General features: G+C 69.0%; 15 protein-coding genes and 1 pseudogene. 7 read left to right on the forward strand and 9 right to left on the reverse strand.

Annotated elements, in window-relative coordinates; translation table 11 throughout:
* Nucleotides 1-142: 142 nt before the first annotated feature.
* The 7 genes from SL103_RS35565 to trxA all read left to right on the forward strand — a co-directional run bounded on the left by SL103_RS35565 (nucleotide 143) and on the right by trxA (nucleotide 9,765).
* Nucleotides 143-2,449 (forward strand): DUF6049 family protein, encoded by a 2,307-nt coding sequence (locus tag SL103_RS35565; protein ID WP_208870014.1) that lies wholly within the window; start codon nucleotides 143-145, stop codon nucleotides 2,447-2,449.
* 46 nt (nucleotides 2,450-2,495) lie between these two features.
* Nucleotides 2,496-4,709: a murein biosynthesis integral membrane protein MurJ gene (gene murJ / locus SL103_RS35570; protein ID WP_069573192.1), complete on the forward strand. Its 2,214-nt coding sequence runs from the start codon at nucleotides 2,496-2,498 to the stop codon at nucleotides 4,707-4,709.
* Nucleotides 4,710-4,816: 107 nt separating this feature from the next.
* Nucleotides 4,817-6,538 (forward strand): protein kinase family protein, encoded by a 1,722-nt coding sequence (locus SL103_RS35575; RefSeq protein WP_069573193.1) that lies wholly within the window; start codon nucleotides 4,817-4,819, stop codon nucleotides 6,536-6,538.
* Between the two features lie 137 nt (nucleotides 6,539-6,675).
* Nucleotides 6,676-7,371 (forward strand): RNA polymerase sigma factor SigM, encoded by a 696-nt coding sequence (sigM, locus tag SL103_RS35580; protein ID WP_069573194.1) that lies wholly within the window; start codon nucleotides 6,676-6,678, stop codon nucleotides 7,369-7,371.
* A complete protein-coding gene (locus tag SL103_RS35585) occupies nucleotides 7,368-8,300 on the forward strand; it encodes a hypothetical protein (protein ID WP_069573195.1) in 933 nt (310 codons plus the stop codon). Before sigM ends, SL103_RS35585 begins: the two co-directional genes overlap by 4 nt.
* A gap of 114 nt (nucleotides 8,301-8,414) precedes the next feature.
* Nucleotides 8,415-9,389 (forward strand): thioredoxin-disulfide reductase, encoded by a 975-nt coding sequence (gene trxB, locus SL103_RS35590; RefSeq protein WP_069573197.1) that lies wholly within the window; start codon nucleotides 8,415-8,417, stop codon nucleotides 9,387-9,389.
* Between the two features lie 49 nt (nucleotides 9,390-9,438).
* Nucleotides 9,439-9,765 (forward strand): thioredoxin, encoded by a 327-nt coding sequence (gene trxA / locus SL103_RS35595; protein WP_069573198.1) that lies wholly within the window; start codon nucleotides 9,439-9,441, stop codon nucleotides 9,763-9,765.
* An 83-nt stretch (nucleotides 9,766-9,848) separates the two neighbouring features.
* Here the strand turns inward: trxA and SL103_RS35600 are convergent, their stop codons facing one another.
* From SL103_RS35600 to rpmH, 9 genes and pseudogenes are all read right to left on the reverse strand, one after another.
* Nucleotides 9,849-10,466, reverse strand: a complete 618-nt coding sequence (locus SL103_RS35600) for a GNAT family N-acetyltransferase (RefSeq protein ID WP_033267005.1) — start codon at nucleotides 10,464-10,466, stop codon at nucleotides 9,849-9,851.
* Nucleotides 10,467-10,774: 308 nt separating this feature from the next.
* Nucleotides 10,775-11,875, reverse strand: coding sequence for a ParB/RepB/Spo0J family partition protein (locus SL103_RS35605; protein WP_079146156.1), 1,101 nt, complete (start codon nucleotides 11,873-11,875; stop codon nucleotides 10,775-10,777).
* Entirely contained in the window at nucleotides 11,872-12,942 is a 1,071-nt protein-coding gene (locus SL103_RS35610; RefSeq protein WP_079146157.1) for an AAA family ATPase, read from the reverse strand. Before SL103_RS35610 ends, SL103_RS35605 begins: the two co-directional genes overlap by 4 nt.
* 304 nt (nucleotides 12,943-13,246) lie before the next feature.
* Nucleotides 13,247-13,972, reverse strand: coding sequence for a 16S rRNA (guanine(527)-N(7))-methyltransferase RsmG (rsmG, locus tag SL103_RS35615; RefSeq protein WP_069573201.1), 726 nt, complete (start codon nucleotides 13,970-13,972; stop codon nucleotides 13,247-13,249).
* A gap of 138 nt (nucleotides 13,973-14,110) precedes the next feature.
* The gene (locus SL103_RS35620; RefSeq protein WP_033267001.1) at nucleotides 14,111-14,617 is read right to left on the reverse strand and encodes a protein jag; all 507 of its coding nucleotides are present in this window, start codon (nucleotides 14,615-14,617) and stop codon (nucleotides 14,111-14,113) included.
* 14 nt (nucleotides 14,618-14,631) lie between these two features.
* Complete coding sequence (yidC, locus tag SL103_RS35625; protein WP_069573203.1) at nucleotides 14,632-15,786, reverse strand: membrane protein insertase YidC; 1,155 nt, start codon at nucleotides 15,784-15,786, stop codon at nucleotides 14,632-14,634.
* Nucleotides 15,787-15,789: 3 nt separating this feature from the next.
* On the reverse strand, nucleotides 15,790-16,107 hold the full coding sequence (gene yidD / locus SL103_RS35630) for a membrane protein insertion efficiency factor YidD (protein WP_033266999.1): 318 nt from the start codon (nucleotides 16,105-16,107) through the stop codon (nucleotides 15,790-15,792).
* Between the two features lie 86 nt (nucleotides 16,108-16,193).
* Nucleotides 16,194-16,562, reverse strand: a pseudogene (gene rnpA, locus SL103_RS35635) (ribonuclease P protein component); the annotation flags it as partial.
* 23 nt (nucleotides 16,563-16,585) lie between these two features.
* Complete coding sequence (rpmH, locus tag SL103_RS35640) at nucleotides 16,586-16,723, reverse strand: 50S ribosomal protein L34 (RefSeq protein WP_003949374.1); 138 nt, start codon at nucleotides 16,721-16,723, stop codon at nucleotides 16,586-16,588.
* Nucleotides 16,724-16,985 lie beyond the last annotated feature (262 nt).

Genomic DNA, 16,985 nt, shown 5'->3' on the forward strand with positions numbered 1-16,985 from the left:
TAAAGGGGACAGGACGGTCGCGGGGCCGTCCGCTCCGCGATCATGTGGAGCAGTCCCCGGCACTCAGGCGCGCCGGGCCTCGTTACCATTCGTGGACGCACATTCCGACGACCACTGACGACGACGAGGGACGGACGAGCGCGTGGCCGAGGCGGCAGGGTTCCAGGTGACTGAACGGCCGCGTGGTCGATGGCTGCGAAGGACCGTGACACTGCTCACCGGAGCACCCCTGCTCATGGGGCTGCTCCAGATGCCGCATGCTCCCGCCGCGCAGGCCGCCCCGGGCGACTCCCACTCGGTCGACGTGACCATCGACTCGATGACCCCCACCACGCCCACCAAGGGCGACACGGTCACCGTCTCCGGCACCCTCACCAACGACAGCCGCAGCACGATCACCGGCGCGCATGTCGGCATGCACCGTGGCGACGCCCTGGGCAGCCGGAGCGCCATCGAGGCGATGTCGCACCGCACCAGCGGCTATCTGCCGGGGGTGGACGGCCCCGAGGTCAAGGGACACAAGGAGAAGATCGACAAGCTGGAGCCCGGCGTCAGCCGCCCCTTCAGCCTCAGCGTCCCGGCCAAGGACCTCAATCTCTCCGACGACGGTGTGTATCAGCTCGGTATCTCACTGTCAGGGCGTTCGCAGGCGGATCCCTCCGAGCACGTCCTCGGCATCGACCGGACGTTCCTGCCCTGGCAGACCGCGGACGCCGGCAAGAAGACGCAGCTCACGTACCTGTGGCCGCTGGTCTCCTCCACCCACCTCACCGCCGAGACGGACGCCGACGCCCAGCAGACCCCGGTGTTCCGCAATGACGACCTCGCGGCCGAGCTCGCCCCCGGCGGCCGGCTGCAGCAGATGGTCGCGCTCAGCAAGAACCTGCCGGTGACCTTCGTCATCGACCCCGACCTGCTCGCCACCGTCGACGCGATGACCAAGTCGTACCGGGTCAACGGCCCGGACGGCCCGATGGGCAAGAACCAGGCGGTCGCCAAGCAGTGGCTGCACGACCTCGAAGAGGCGGTCAAGACGCACGAGGTCGTCGCGCTGCCGTTCGGCGACCCCGATCTGGCCGCGCTGGCCCACCACGGCAAGGGCGTGCCCAGCGCGCTCAGCCACCTCGGCCCGGCCACCGACCTCGCCGACAAGACCGTGGACACGATCCTCGGTGTGAAGCCGCGCACAGACTTCGCGTGGCCCGCGGACGGCGCGATCGACTCCTCCGTCGTCGATGTGGCCACCTCGGCCGGCGCACACAACGTGATCACCCGCAGCGACAGCCTCCGCGAGAACGGCCGGCTGTCCTACACCCCGACCGCGGCCCGCCCGATCGGCGGCGGCAACACCGCGATCGTGTCGGACGCCACGCTCTCCCGGGCCTTCGAAGGGGACATGGCGAAGGCCGGGGGCTCCTCGCACGCCGTGCAGGAGTTCCTCGCCCAGACCCAGATGGTCAGCCTCCAGGACCCCGACCGGCAGCGCAGCGTCGTCGTCGCGCCACAGCGCATGCCGTCGGTCAGCCAGGCCCAGGCGATGGCCACCGCGCTGCGGGAGCTGGAGGAGTCCGGCCGCTGGACCCAGTCGGTGAACCTCAGCGCCGCGGCCAAGGCCAAGCCCGATCCCGCCGCCAGCCGCAGCGTGCCGAGCGGCGCCGCCTACCCGTCCTCGCTGCGCAGGCAGGAACTCCCCACCGAGGCATTCCGGCAGATCCAGGGCACCCAGGCCGAGCTGGACGACTTCCAGGTCATCCTGGCCCAGCCGGAGCGGGTGGTGACGCCGTTCGGGAACGCCATGATGCGCGAGATGTCGACGCAGTGGCGGGGCCATGACTCCGGCGCGTCGGCGTTCCGTCACTCGGTGCGCAACTACCTCGACGGGCTCACCAAGAAGGTCCACCTGATCCAGAAGTCGGAGGCCACGCTCTCCGGGCGCAGCGCCACGATTCCGGTGACGGTCCAGAACAACCTGGTCCAGGGCGTCAAGAACATGACGCTGAAGCTGACCTCGTCCCAGCCCAACCGTCTGGACGCGGGAAAGTCCCAGCAGATCACCGTGGACGGCGGGCACAGCCAGTCGTTCAAGTTCGACACCACGGCCAACGCCAACGGTCGCGCGTGGGTCACCGCCCAGCTCTACACGGCGGACGGAAAGCCCTACGGTGAGCCCATGACGTTCCAGGTGAACGTCACGGAGATCACCGCCACAGTGATGCTCGTCATCGCGGGCGGTGTGCTGCTGCTCGTCCTGGCCGGCGTACGGATCTATCTCCAGCGCAAGCGGACCGGGAACCGGCCCGCCGAGGACGGCTCCGACGGCGGCACGGACACGGACGGAGACAACGGCGGCACGGACGGAGACGCTCCCGAGCAGCCGAGTGACCCCACGCCGGACACCGGTTCGGAAAGCTCCGACCCGTCCGGCTCAGGTGAGAAAGTGGACCGTTGATATATGGCGGGGCCGGATGGCCGGCGACGGATGAGGTGGGGCAGCGATGAATGCGCCGTACGACGGTGACCGGGGCCGGGGCGCCAATGGCGACCCCACGGGGCCGGTCCCTGCGACGCCCCAGTTCCCAGCGGATCAGGACCCCTTTCTGCAGGACACCTACCGCCACGACCCGCACCGCACGCAGGACCCGACGGCCCAGGACCCGGTGACCGAGGCGCGCTACGACCGCGCCGGGCAGCCGCCCCCGCCGCCGGGCCACGTCGGCCCCCCGCAGTACCAGCAGCCCGCTGCAGGCCGGCAGGCGCCCGACCCGCAGCAGTGGGCCTCGGCCCCGCCGCGCGGCCCGCAGGGCCCGGCCCACAACGCCCCGTACGGCGAGGACACCCCGACGACGCAGTTGCTGGGCGTCGACGAGCTGAGGAGCCAGGCCGGGGACGGACACCCGGAGCCCGACGCCTTCGCGCACCTCTACCGCGACCAGCAGCCCTACGACTCCCAGCGCCCGGCCCCGGCCGGTCCCCCCGTCGGTGCCGCCGTGCCCGGTACGGCACCCGGCCCGGAGGTCGTACCGCCGCAGCCGACGCCGGAGCCCGCCCCCGTGGCGGCGGCCGCCAAGCCCTCCGGCGGCCGTGCCTCCGGCCTGCTCAAGTCCAGTGCGGTGATGGCCGCGGGCACGATGGTCTCCCGTCTGACGGGTTTCATCCGCTCCGCGCTGATCGTCGCGGCGCTCGGCGGTGCGGTGCTCGGTGACTCCTGGCAGGTCGCCTACCAGCTCCCGACGATGATCTTCATCCTGACCATCGGCGGCGGTCTGAACTCCGTGTTCGTCCCGCAGTTGGTGCGAGCCATGAAGGAGGACGACGACGGCGGCGAGGCGTACGCCAACCGGCTGCTGACGCTGGTCATCGTGGTCCTCGGCGTGCTGACGGTGCTGGCGGTGTTCGCCGCGCCCCTCCTGGTGAAACTCGTCTCGTTCGACATCTCACGGGACCCGGCGGCCAACGAAGTCGCCGTCGCCTTCACCCGCTACTGCGTCCCCACGATCTTCTTCATGGGTCTGCACGTGGTGATGGGGCAGATCCTCAACGCCCGCGGCCGCTTCGGCGCGATGATGTGGACCCCGGTCCTCAACAACATCGTCATGATCGCCACCTTCGGCCTGTTCATCTGGGTCTACGGCACGGCGAAGACCTCGCACATCGGCGTCACCACCATCCCCGACGAGGGCATCCGGCTGCTGGGCATCGGCACGCTGCTCGGGCTGGTCGTCCAGGCACTGGCGATGATCCCGTACCTGCGCGACGCCAACTTCAAGCTCCGGCTGCGCTTCGACTGGCGCGGCCACGGGCTGGGCAAGGCCGCCAAGCTGGCCAAGTGGACCGTGCTGTTCGTCCTCGCCAACCAGGCCGGCGTCCTGGTCGTCACCCAGCTCTCCACCTGGGCCGGCAAGACCGCCGACCGGCAGGGGCACCCCGGCACCGGCTTCATCTCCTACGCCAGCGCCCAGCTGATCTGGAACATGCCGCAGGCGATCATCACGGTCTCCGTGATGGCGGCCCTGCTGCCGCGGCTGGCGCGCTCCGCCCACGACGGTGACACCGGGGCCGTCCGGGACGACATGTCGCAGGGGCTGCGCACCTCCGCCGTCGCGATCGTCCCGATCTCCTTCGGCTTCCTCTCCCTCGGCATCCCGCTGTGCACCCTGGTCTACGGCTCGTCCGGTGCCGGGATCCCGATGGGCTACATGCTGATGGCCTTCGGCATCGGCCTGATCCCGTTCTCGGTGCAGTACGTCGTCCTGCGCGCCTTCTACGCGTACGAGGACACCCGCACGCCCTTCTACAACACGGTGATCGTCGCGGCCGTCAACGCCGCGGCCTCCGGCCTCTGCTTCCTGATCCTGCCCGCGCGCTGGGCCGTCGTCGGCATGGCGGCCTCCTACGGCCTGGCCTACATCATCGGCGTGGGCGTGGCCTGGCGGCGCCTGGGCAAGCGCATGGACGGGGATCTCGACACCGCTCACGTCGTGCGGACCTACGCGCGGCTGGCCGGTGCCAGCATCCCGGCCACGATCATCTCCGGAGCCGTGGTGTACGCCATCATGCAGATGCTCGGCAGCGGTTTCGTCGGGTCACTGGCCGCCCTGGTCGCCGGTGCCGCCGCACTGCTGGCCGTGTTCTACCTGGCCGCACGCAAAATGCGCATCGAGGAAATGAACGCCCTGGTCGGCATGGTCCGGTCAAAGCTTGGGCGTTGATTGAGCACAACCATCGACTGCCACCGTGTGTCGTGCATAGTGGCGGACTGTGGGCACAATTGTCTTGGCTCATTGAGCCTGCAACGGATGGGGAGGCAGGAACGACGGTGGCGGAACGGAGCACGGCTGCCGTCGACGTGGCCGACACGAGCGGTGAGGAACCGCTGACCGCCAAGGCGGGCAAGGCCACGGACGACGGTGCTAAGGCCGAGAAGGTATCCGGCGGGGAAAAGGACGCCGCACGCGCCGAGGAGCAGCGTGCCGAGGCGGCCGAGGCCCAGCCACCGGAGCTGCACAGCGGCCACAAGCTCGCCAGACGCTACCGCCTCGAAGAGTGCGTCACCCGTCTGGACGGCTTCAGCAGCTGGCGTGCGGTCGACGAGAAGCTGCGCCGGGCCGTCGGCGTGCACATCCTGCCCGCCGACCATCCCCGAGCCCGGCCGGTGCTCTCCGCCGCCCGTTCCTCGGCGTTGCTCGGCGACCCCCGGTTCGTCCAGGTCCTCGACGCCGTCGAGGAGAACGACCTCGTCTACGTCGTCCACGAGTGGCTGCCGGACGCCACCGAGCTGACCACCGTGCTCGCCAACGGTCCGCTGGAGCCGCACGACGCCTACCAGCTCGTCAGCCAGGTCTCCCAGGCCATGGCCGCCGCGCACCGCGAGGGCCTGGCCCACCTGCGGATCACCCCCGGCTCGGTGCTGCGCACGGAATCCGGGCAGTACCGCATCCGCGGTCTGGCCGTCATGGCGGCACTGCGCGGCATCACCTGCGAGCACCCGCAGCGCACGGACACCGAGGCGATCGGGGCCCTGCTGTACGCCGCGCTGACCCAGCGCTGGCCCTACGAGAACGACGCCCACGGCCTGACCGGCCTGCCCAAGGGCGTCGGGCTGATCGCGCCCGACCAGGTGCGCGCCGGCGTCCACCGCGGGCTGTCCGAGCTCGCGATGCGCGCGCTGATCAACGACGGCGCCACGGCGTCCCGTCAGGAGCAGCCCTGCACCACCCCGGAGGAGCTGGCCAAGGCCGTTGCGGCCATGCCGCGCATCCGGCCCCCGGAGACCGCGTTCAGCACCCCGCCGCCATACCAGCGCACGGGCTACCAGCAGGGCAGCTACCGGCAGCCGGCGACGCACAGCCGGCCGTCCGGCCTGGCCACGCAGCCGGTCCCCACGCCTCCGCCGCCGCTGCAGAGCCGTACCGGCCGGGCGCTGAAGTGGTCCGTTTCCGCGCTGCTCATCGCCGCTCTGGGGCTGGGCAGCTGGCAGCTGGCGGACACGCTGCTGAAGCGGGAGAAGGACCAGGACGACCCCGGTAACTCGCACACGAGCGGGGGCAGCGACAAGAAGCCGGGCGGCAAGCCGATCAAGATCGCGGACGCTGTCGAGTACTACCCGGACGGCCAGCCGCAGCACGCCGACCAGGCGCAGTACACACACGACGGGAATGCCGGCACGTACTGGCGCAGCAAGAGCTACCGCGAGGGCCCGGATCTCAATCCGGCCTACAAGAAGGGCGTCGGCCTCGTCTTCGACCTCGGTTCGAAGCAGCAGATAAGCAGCGCGTCGATCGGGCTGCACTACATCGGTGATCACACCACCGTGACGCTGTACGCGGCCGATTCGCTGTCCCCGTCCGAGCCGCTGAGCTCGATGCAGAAGCTCGGGTCGGGCCAGTCCTCGGGATCGAGCGCGAAGGTCAATCTGAAGCAGCCGGCGAAGGCCCGCTACGTCGTCGCGTGGATCACCGCGATGCCCTACGCGCCGGGCGACGAGTTCAGCGACGCCGGATACAAGCAGGGTGTGACTGAGGTGACGTTCGCCAACTGACCAGGCGGCGAACGCAACCGCCGTCGCGGACAGTGAGCGGGGCTCCGGCCGGATATCTGGCCGAAGCCCCGCATTTACTTTCCTGACCTGGCGGGCTTCAATGGGACCGAGATCAGGCAGCTACGGCCGGGGGGCCCGTGTCCACCGACAGCGACAAGGCTTCGACACCAACCGACGCCGATCTCCTTGCGCTGCATGTAAAGGGCGACCCCGATGCCTTCGGGGAGATCGTTCGGCGGCACCGCGACCGGCTCTGGGCCGTGGCATTGCGCACCCTCGGTGACCGCGAGGAAGCCGCCGACGCCGTGCAGGACGCGCTGGTCTCCGCCTATCGCGCCGCCCACACCTTCCGCGGCCAGTCCGCCGTGACGACCTGGCTGCACCGCATCACCGTCAACGCCTGCCTGGACCGGGCCCGCAAGGCCGCCTCCCGGCGCACCTCACCGGTCGCCGAAACCGAGCGGCTGGAGCAGCTCCTCGAACCCGAGGAATCCGCGGAGGCTCCCGCTGAGCGCCAAGACCTCCACCGCGAGCTGTTCCGCGCGCTGCGCACCCTGCCCGAGGAGCAGCGTGCCGCGCTGGTCCTCGTCGATATGCAGGGCTATCCGGTGGCGGAGGCCGCCGAGATCCTCGACATCCCGACCGGAACGGTGAAAAGCCGCTGCGCACGAGGCCGTGCCCGACTCCTTCCCTTGGTCACCCATCTGCGCGCTGATGGCGGGGGTAGCGAACCCGCGAGCCGGGGAAGGAACCGGGCGCAGGGGACATCCGTCCCACCGACGGCAGGACCCAAGGACTCAGGTGCCGTGAAGGGCGGAGGTGGGCGAGCGTGACGTCGACGACCGGCACGGATGAGCACCCGGAGGTCTCCGAGATCTCCGATCTCACGGATGGGCTGCTCTCCCCCTCCCGCACCGCGGATTTGCGCGACCACCTCGCCACGTGCGCGCTGTGCGACGACGTCTACGCCTCCCTGGAAGAGATCCGGGGCCTGCTCGGCACGCTGCCGGGCCCGACACGCATGCCGGCCGATGTTGCCGGGCGTATCGATGCCGCTCTCGCTGCTGAGGCGCTGCTGGACCGCACCACCGCAGGGGCCGGAGGCCATGTTTCACGTGTAACAGCCACCACCCCGGTCTCCGTTTCACGTGAAACCGATGTCGAGGCTCCCGGCCACCCGGCCCCGGTCTCTCGGCCCGCCGGGCGGCCTCGGGGCGCTACGGGGCCGGGCCGCCAGACACCGCACGGCCGCGCCTCCCGCGCGCGGCGCTGGCCCCGGGTCCTGCTGGGCACCGCGGCCGCCGCGGCGGTCCTCAGCTTCGGCGGTCTGCTCATCCAGAACGCCGCCCTGGACGGCACGCAGGCAGAGCGGCCGAACCGGCCCACGGCCACCACAGAGAAGGCCACAGGGGCTCCGGGCGAGCTGACCGCCGCGAGTCTCGGCCCACGTGTCCAGGCCATGCTCGCCTCGAAGGGCCCGCACAAGTCTCCGGGCATCGGTGCCCGCAGCTCCCCCGAAACGCCGCTGCGGGGCTCCGCCGACACCATTCCGTCGTGTGTCCGTCTGGGCATCGGGCGACCGGAAGCGCCGCTCGCCTCCAGCCACACCCGCTATCAGGGCAAGGACGCCTACGTCGTCGTGCTGCCGGACCCGGCGAATGCACAGCGCGTCTCGGCCTATGTGGTCGCTTCCTCGTGTGTCTCCGCCACGCCGCCGAGCCCCGGAAAGGTTCTGCTGTCGCACTCGTACCAGCGAGACTGAACGACGGGTAGTGCGCTGTGACACTCCGGGAATGCTCGCCCCGTAGGATCCGTTGGGTGGGGTGAGAGTTCCGAGAGCCCCAGCAAGCAGTCGGCAGAGACAAGGAAGACACCCGTGAGCGACGTCCGCAACGTGATCATCATCGGCTCCGGGCCCGCGGGCTACACCGCAGCGCTCTACACCGCCCGCGCGTCCCTGAAGCCGCTGGTCTTCGAAGGTGCCGTCACCGCCGGAGGCGCGCTGATGAACACCACCGACGTGGAGAACTTCCCCGGCTTCCGCGAGGGCATCATGGGGCCGGACCTCATGGACAACATGCGCGCCCAGGCGGAGCGCTTCGGCGCCGAGCTTGTGCCGGACGACGTCGTCGCGGTGGATCTCTCCGAGGAGATCAAGACCGTCACCGACTCTGCGGGCACCGTGCACCGTGCGAAGTCGGTCATCGTCAGCACCGGCTCCCAGCACCGCAAGCTCGGCCTGCCCCGTGAGGACGAGTTGTCCGGCCGCGGCGTCTCCTGGTGCGCCACCTGTGACGGGTTCTTCTTCAAGGACCAGGACATCGCCGTCGTCGGCGGCGGCGACACCGCGCTGGAGGAGGCCACCTTCCTCTCCCGCTTCGCCAAGTCCGTCACGGTCATCCACCGCCGCGACGCGCTGCGTGCCAGCAAGGCCATGCAGGAGCGCGCCTTCGCCGACCCGAAGATCAAGTTCATCTGGGACAGCGAGGTCGCCGAGATCCACGGCGACAACAAGCTCGCGAGCCTGACGCTGCGCAACGTCAAGACCGACGAGACCGCCGAGCTCCCCGTGACGGGCCTGTTCATCGCGATCGGCCACGACCCGCGGACCGAGCTGTTCAAGGGCCAGCTGAAGCTCGACGACGACGGCTACCTCAAGGTCGACGCGCCCAGCACGCGTACGAACCTGTCGGGTGTCTTCGCCGCCGGCGACGTGGTCGACCACACCTACCGCCAGGCGATCACCGCGGCGGGCACGGGCTGCTCCGCCGCCCTCGACGCCGAGCGGTTCCTCGCCGCGCAGCAGGACGGTGAAGTGGCCGCCGAGCCCGAGAAGATCGCCTCCGTCTGACCTGCGCACCCCCCGCGTTATCACCACCCACCCCATAAAGGAGACTGCCATGGCCGGCGCCACGGTGACCGTCACGGACGACAACTTCGAAGAGGTCGTCCTCAAGAGCGACAAGCCCGTCCTCGTGGACTTCTGGGCCACCTGGTGCGGCCCGTGCCGCCAGGTCGCCCCGTCCCTGGAGGCCATTGCCGCCGAGCATGACGAGATCGTCATCGCCAAGCTGAACACCGACGAGAACCCGGCGACCACCGCCAAGTACGGCGTCATGTCGATCCCGACCATGAACGTCTACCAGGGCGGCGAGGTTGTGAAGACCATCGTCGGCGCCAAGCCGAAGGCCGCGATCGAGCGCGACCTGGCGGACTTCCTCGCCTGAGTCCTGCCCTTGTTTCACGTGAAACGGGCCCGCCCCCTGATGGGGGACGGGCCCGTTCCATGTTTCACGTGAAACGGTCCGCCTCACAGCGGCCGCAGCGCGGGTTCCTTCTGGACGGCTCCCAGCAAACGGTCCAGTGCCAGCTCGACGTCTTCCTTCCAGGACATCGTGGTCCGCAGCTCCAGGCGCAGTCGCGGGAAGCGCGGATGCGGCCGTACGGTCTTGAAGCCCACCGCGAGGAGATGATCCGCCGGCAGCACACACGCCGGCTCGGTCCAGCGGGCATCACCGAATGCCTCGATGGCCTTGAAGCCGCGCTGGATGAGGTCCTTGGCGACCGTCTGGACCATCACCCGCCCCAACCCCTGCCCCTGGTATCCGGGAATCAGCCACGCGGTCAGCAGCTGCACCGCATCCGCGGACACCGGGCTGGTGGGGAAGGCCGTGGAGCGCGGCACATAGGCCGGCGGGGCGTACATCACGAAACCCACCGGCACCTCGTCGACATAGACGACCCGCCCGCAGGAGCCCCACTCCAGCAGTACCGCCGAGATCCAGGCTTCCTTCTCCAGCTCGGGGCGCCCCGCTTTTACCGCGGCCTCGCCGCTGACGGGGTCGAGCTCCCAGAAGACGCAGGAGCGGCAACGCTTGGGGAGATCCGGAAGGTTGTCCAGCGTGAGCGGTACGAGCCGACGGCCCATGGAACCAGGTCCTCACTTCTCTCGCCTGCCACACCACGGAGCCCCGCCAGTGCCGTCTGCTCCCTGAGCAGCCCGCCGACGAATCCTCCGACGGCCGCGAGGCCGAACCCCGCCGCCAGCAGTCCGATGCGGCTCACCGATTGCATGGCCCTCTCCTCGGTGTGAGGTGTCTCCACATGGATGCGTGCCATACCCGAACGCATCGTATCCACCCTTTACGGGCACGGGTACCGCCGGAAAGCAAAGGGCGGGCCGTGTTCCGGTATGGACTCCGAAACACGGCCCGCCCTGAAGCCGGCGATGTCAGCTCACTCTTCCGTGTTCTTCTCCTCGGCCAGGGTCTGCCCCAGGACAGGCCCCTCACCGGGGGCGAGCGTGCCGAGGATTCGCTCCAGATCGTCCATCGAGGCGAACTCGACCACGATCTTGCCCTTCTTCTGGCCCAGGTCGACCTTCACCCGGGTCTCGAAGCGATCGGACAGCCGGGAGGCGAGTCCGGTCAGTGCGGGAGAGACCCGGGCGCCCGCGCGGGGCCCCTTGGTCTTGCTCGCGTTCTTGGGCTCCGACCCCATCAGCTTCACGATCTCCTCGACCGTGCGCACCGACAGCCCCTCCGCCACGATGCGGCGTGCCAGGTGGTCCTGCTCCTCGGAATCCTCCACGGAGAGCAGGGCACGGGCGTGCCCCGCGGAGAGCACCCCTGCCGCAAGGCGGTTCTGCACCGAGGGCGAGAGATTCAGCAGGCGCAGGGTGTTGGAGACCTGCGGCCGCGAACGGCCGATCCGGTCCGCCAGCTCGTCATGCGTGCACTTGAAGTCCTTCAGCAACTGGTCGTAGGCGGCTGCCTCTTCCAGCGGGTTGAGCTGTGCCCGGTGGAGGTTCTCCAGGAGCGCGTCGAGAAGCAGCTTCTCGTCCTCGGTTTCCCGGACGATGGCGGGGATCTTCTCCAGCCCGGCCTCACGGGAGGCCCGCCAGCGGCGCTCGCCCATGATGAGCTCATAAGCCTCCGGGCCCGTCTGACGGACCACCACCGGCTGGAGCAGGCCCACCTCCTTGATGGAGGTGACCAGCTCGGCAAGCGCGTCCTCGTCGAAGACCGTACGCGGCTGCCGGGGGTTCGGCTTGATGGCGTCCAGCGGGACCTCGGCGAAGTATGCACCGGCCACCTGTGTCAGAGCGGCTGCCGATGTCTCGTCCCCGGCCGCTGCTTCCGTTTCACGTGAAACACCGTGTCCCGGAAGCGACGTCACCTTGGCGGCCGCCACTCCGCGCTCCGGGGTCAAAACTGGTACGGACGACGGTGACGTCGCCCCCGGTCCCACCGAAGGGCCGGCATGGTCCGTGCTCTGCGGCGCCGCGGGAATCAGCGCACCGAGCCCACGGCCCAGCCCTCTACGTCGTTCGCTCACTGATTCCCCTCCGAGATGCTGTGCTGTGCTTCGTAGTTGACGCTGAGGCCCTGGCCCCCGGTCTGCGGAACGCCACGCAACGCGATCTCTCGGGCCGCCTCGAGATAGGAGAGCGAGCCGCTGGATCCCGGGTCATAGGTGAGCACTGTCTGCCCATAGCTCGGTGCCTCGGAAATGCGCACCGAGCGCGGAATGCTCGTACGGAGCACCTCGTGACCGAAGTGGCTGCGGACCTCGTCGGCGACCTGGGAGGCCAGCCGGGTGCGCCCGTCGTACATGGTGAGCAGGATCGTCGAGACATGGAGCTTGGGGTTGAGATGCCCACGCACCAGATCCACGTTCCGGAGCAGCTGGCCCAGTCCCTCCAGGGCGTAGTACTCGCACTGGATGGGGATCAGCACCTCGGCTCCCGCGACCAACGCATTGACGGTCAGCAGGCCCAGCGAGGGCGGGCAGTCGATGAAGATGTAGTCCAGCGGCTGTTCGTACGCCTTGATGGCCCGGTCCAGCCGGCTCTCGCGTGCCACCAACGAGACCAACTCGATCTCGGCGCCTGCCAGGTCGATCGTGGCGGGCGCACAGAACAGCCCTTCCACGTCCACGACCGGCTGCACCACGTCGGAGAGCGGCCTGCTGTCCACCAGCACGTCATAGATCGACGGCACTTCGGAATGGTGGTCGATGCCCAGGGCCGTCGATGCGTTGCCCTGAGGGTCGAGGTCGATCACCAGCACCCGGGCCCCGTGCAGGGCCAGCGAGGCCGCCAGGTTGACGGTGGTCGTCGTCTTGCCGACCCCGCCCTTCTGGTTGGCAACCACCATCACCCGGGTCTGTTCAGGCCGGGGGAGCCCCTCACCTGCGCGGCCAAATGCCTCCACCGCCAGCTGAGCTGCACGACCGATCGGGGTGTCGTCCATCGGGGGCGGCGTTTCACGTGAAACGTCGTCCCCGAACGACTCGCTACGGGGACCGGGGACCGGATCGGTCATCGGTCCCGCGATGTTGGCGTCGGACCGCAAGGATTCACTCTCCTCGACATCAGGCTCGCAATGTTCAGAGCCTGCCATGCTTTCGGTGTCGCGAACCAGTGAGGTCCGTTCTCCTGTGGACGAATCCACATCTGTGGATACTTCCGTGACCCTTGTGGGCTTACGGTCACGCGGCGCGGCGGCCGCACGACCACGGTCGATGATCCCTTGCAGCAGAGAACGACGTTTCACGTGAAACACGATGCCAGCGCCGAGCCTGAATGAGCCGCGACACTCCGTCTTGTGCCGTTTTGACGGCATTTACGGAATTCTCTCCGCCTCTTTTCGAGGAACGGGAACATTCCCACTCTCCCTGCCGGCCCGTACCGCTCCGGCAGGGCAATCAGCGCCGGCGACCCCTCGATGCCCGGCTGACACGCGCCGCCTTCGCCCGCTTGGCCGCGAAGCGCACCCCGCCCGGGCTCTCCCCCACCTCGACCCGCACCACGGTCGACGGCGGATCCACGATGCCCTCGCCCACATGCACCACCGAGGTCTCGACCACGCCGAGCTTGCTCAGCGCCGCCCGGGCTCCCTTGAGCTCCTCCTCCGCCGCGTCACCCTTGAGCGCCAGCATCTCGCCGTACGGACGCAGCAGCGGAACACCCCAGCCGGCCAGCCGGTCGAGCGGAGCAACGGCGCGGGCGGTCACCACATGCACCTGCGGAAGCTTGCCCATGACCTCTTCGGCCCGGCCTCGGACGACCGTCACATGATCGAGTCCGAGCAGCTCGACGACCTCCTGCAGAAAGGTCGTCCGCCGCAGCAACGGCTCCAGCAGCGTGATCTTGAGGTCCGGCCGTACCAGCGCCAGCGGGATACCGGGCAGCCCGGCCCCCGAACCCACGTCGCAGACCGAGACGCCCTCGGGCACCACCTCGGAGAGCACCGCACAGTTCAGCAGGTGCCGCTCCCACAGCCGCGGGACCTCACGCGGGCCGATCAGCCCTCGCCTCACCCCCGCGTCGGCGAGCAGTTCGCCGTACCGCACGGCCTCCGGAAAGCGCTCGCCGAATACCTCCTGCGCCGCCTTCGGCGCGGGAGGGAGCTCCGCTGCTGCCTCCGTCACGGGAACCGCCCTTCCTCTGGACTGCTTTTCCTGCCGGGATCCCCGGGCCTTGACCACCCGGGATAACACAGAACGCTGACAACTTTTGGCCCCGCCTGCGAGCAGACGGGGCCAAAGAAAAACGGGAACGCCGAGCGATCAGGCCGGGAGGACGACCACGCGACGCTGCGGCTCCTCACCCTCGGACTCGCTCCGCAGGCCGGCGGCCGCCACCGCGTCATGGACGACCTTGCGCTCGAACGGCGTCATCGGGTCGAGCTTCACCGGCTGGCCGGTGCCCTTGGCCTCCTCGGCCGCCTTGGCACCGATCTCCGTGAGCTGCTCGCGCTTACGCGCCCGGAAACCGGCGATGTCCAGCATCAGACGGCTACGGTCACCGGTCTCCCGGTGCACGGCCAGCCGGGTCAGCTCCTGCAGCGCCTCCAGCACCTCACCGTCGCGGCCCACCAGCTTCTGCAGGTCGCGGCTGGTCGAGTCGCTGATGATCGACACGGCGGCGCGGTCGGCCTCGACGTCCATGTCGATGTCACCGTCGAGGTCGGCGATGTCCAGCAGACCCTCGAGGTAGTCGGCCGCGATCTCGCCTTCCTGCTCCAGGCGGGTCAGGGTGTCGGTGCCCTCGGCGGCAGGGGTCGTGTCCGTCACGAAAGGACTCCTTCTTACTTCTTCGACGGGTGCTTGGGGCGCTGCTGGCCCTTGCGCTGTCCGGACTTGGCGGTACGGGACCCGGAGGCGCCGCCCTTCCCCTTGCCGTCCTGCGCGTCCTTCTTCTCCAGCGACTGCTTCTTCGCGCCGCCCTGGTCGGAGCCCGCCGAGTCGGCGTCCGTGTCACGCGCCGCCGATCCGGCACGCGTACGGTTCTGCGCACCGCCGGCCGGGGCACCGCCGGTCTGCCGCTTGGCCTTGGTCTGACGCTTGGGCTGCTGGCGGTTCTGGCGCGCCTCCTCGGCGGCCTGCTTCGCCTCGACGACGGCCGGGTCCTCGACGAGCTTGCCCGCGGCCCGCAGCCGCTCCTGGCGCTCCGCGAATGCCTTGCTGCCCGGGGTCGGGTTACGACGGATGACGAACATCTGCTGGCCCATGGTCCACACGTTGGTGGTCAGCCAGTAGACGAGAACACCGACGGGGAAGTTGATGCCGAAGACGGCGAACATGATGGGGAAGACGTACATCAGCATCTTCTGCTGCTGCATGAACGGCGTCTTCACCGTGAGGTCGACGTTCTTGGTCATCAGCTGGCGCTGCGTGTAGAACTGCGACGCCGACATCAGGATGATCATGATGATCGTGACCACGCGGACGTTGGTGACCGAGGCGCCGAGGCTCTCGATCTTCGCCGCGCTGTCCATGAACTTCGCGGCCAGCGGCGCGCCGAAGATGTGCGCCTTCTGCGCGCTCTGCAGCAGCGTCTCGTCGATGACGCCGACCGTCTTGCCCTGCGCGATGTGGCTGAGGACCTGGTACAGGGAGATGAAGAACGGCGACTGGGCCAGAATCGGGAGACAGCTCGAGAGCGGGTTGGTGCCCGTCTCCTTGTAGAGCTTCATCATCTCTTCGGACTGGCGCTGCTTGTCGCTCTTGTAGCGCTCCTGGATCGCCTTCATCTTCGGCTGGAGCGCCTGCATGTTCCGCGTCGACTTGATCTGCTTCACGAAGAGCGGGATCAGGCAGATACGGATCAGCACCACCAGCGAGACGATGGACAGACCCCACGCCGCGCCACTGTTCGGGTTGAAGATCAGGCTGTAGAACGAGTGGAACTGGACGATGATCCAGGAAACAGCGGTATAGAGGGGACCGAGGATCGTGTCCACGAATCAGGCTCCTTGGGCGTTGGGCTGAGTCTCGGGCTGGGCGACAGGCTCAGGGACGGTGGGCCCGCCCAAACGGCTCCTCAGCCGCTGATGCCAAACCGGACGCTTCCGGGGAGGGACGTGGTCGACCCCACCGAGCGACCACGGATTGCAGCGCAGGATGCGCCAGGCAGTCAGCGCAGTCCCTTTCACCGCGCCGTGCCGGTCGATGGCCGTGAAGCCATAGTGCGAGCACGACGGGTAGTACTTGCAGACCGGTCCCAGCAAGGGACTGATGGTCCACTGATAGATCTTGATCAAAAGCAGCAGCGGGTACTTCACTGTGCGCTCCCTCCCGGGTCCCGGCCGGGGTTCCGGGAGCCCGCGGCGCGGCCGCTGTCGGTTGCGGCCCCCGCGGGATTGCAGCCTCTCGGCACCCCTCCCGGCAGCCGCTCCAACGCGGCGTCCAGGTCGCGGGCCAGCTCGTCGTGAGCCGCGTCACCCGCGCCGGGCAGGGCCCGTACGACAACCAGGCTACCGGCGGGCAGCCGGTCCAGCCGTTCGCGCAGGAGATGCCGGAGCCTCCGCTTGACCCTGTTGCGCACGACCGCGTTGCCGACGGCCTTGCTCACGACGAAACCCGCACGCGTCGGGGGAACGCATTCCCCCGACGCGTGCGGGTCCGTTGCACCGCTACGACAATGAACGACAAGGAGCGGGCGCCCGGCCCTGCGTCCCCGGCGTACCGCGGTCGCAAAGTCCTCGCGCCGCCTCAGCCGATTTTCGGTAGGCAGCACGTCATGGACCTAGGTCAGGCTGCTCAGGCCGACAGACGGGCGCGACCCTTGCCACGGCGGGACGCGAGAATCGCGCGGCCGGCGCGGGTCCGCATGCGCAGACGGAAGCCGTGGGTCTTCGCGCGACGGCGGTTGTTCGGCTGGAAGGTGCGCTTGCTCACTCGGGGGCTCCAGGAATGCTTGATGTCTCACGGTGAGACAGATGTGGGGCGTCGTTGGCTGTCACCGTGCGCCCACGAGTAACTCGCAACGCCTAAGTGCACCGCTTCACGATCACCGGAGCGCGATCTTTGCCCATCGGAGGCAGGCGGCAGCAGCCATCGACAACTCGACCTGGTCACGGTACGCGCGGCTACGCCATCCGGTCAAACCGGCTTCTCGGAGCCACGAGCGGACCCTTGTCAGGACACACTATGCACAGCC

The organism is Streptomyces lydicus (assembly GCF_001729485.1).
In the GTDB taxonomy this organism is placed as follows: Bacteria; Actinomycetota; Actinomycetes; order Streptomycetales; family Streptomycetaceae; genus Streptomyces; species Streptomyces lydicus_D.

Excerpts from the sequence above, each read along its gene's own strand:
- murJ (WP_069573192.1), top strand. The coding sequence starts at position 2,496 with ATGAATGCGCCGTACGACGGTGACCGGGGCCGGGGCGCCAATGGCGAC.
- SL103_RS35610 (WP_079146157.1), bottom strand. The coding sequence starts at position 12,942 with ATGGCAGGCTCTGAACATTGCGAGCCTGATGTCGAGGAGAGTGAATCC.
- trxA (WP_069573198.1), top strand. The coding sequence starts at position 9,439 with ATGGCCGGCGCCACGGTGACCGTCACGGACGACAACTTCGAAGAGGTC.
- SL103_RS35600 (WP_033267005.1), bottom strand. The coding sequence starts at position 10,466 with ATGGGCCGTCGGCTCGTACCGCTCACGCTGGACAACCTTCCGGATCTC.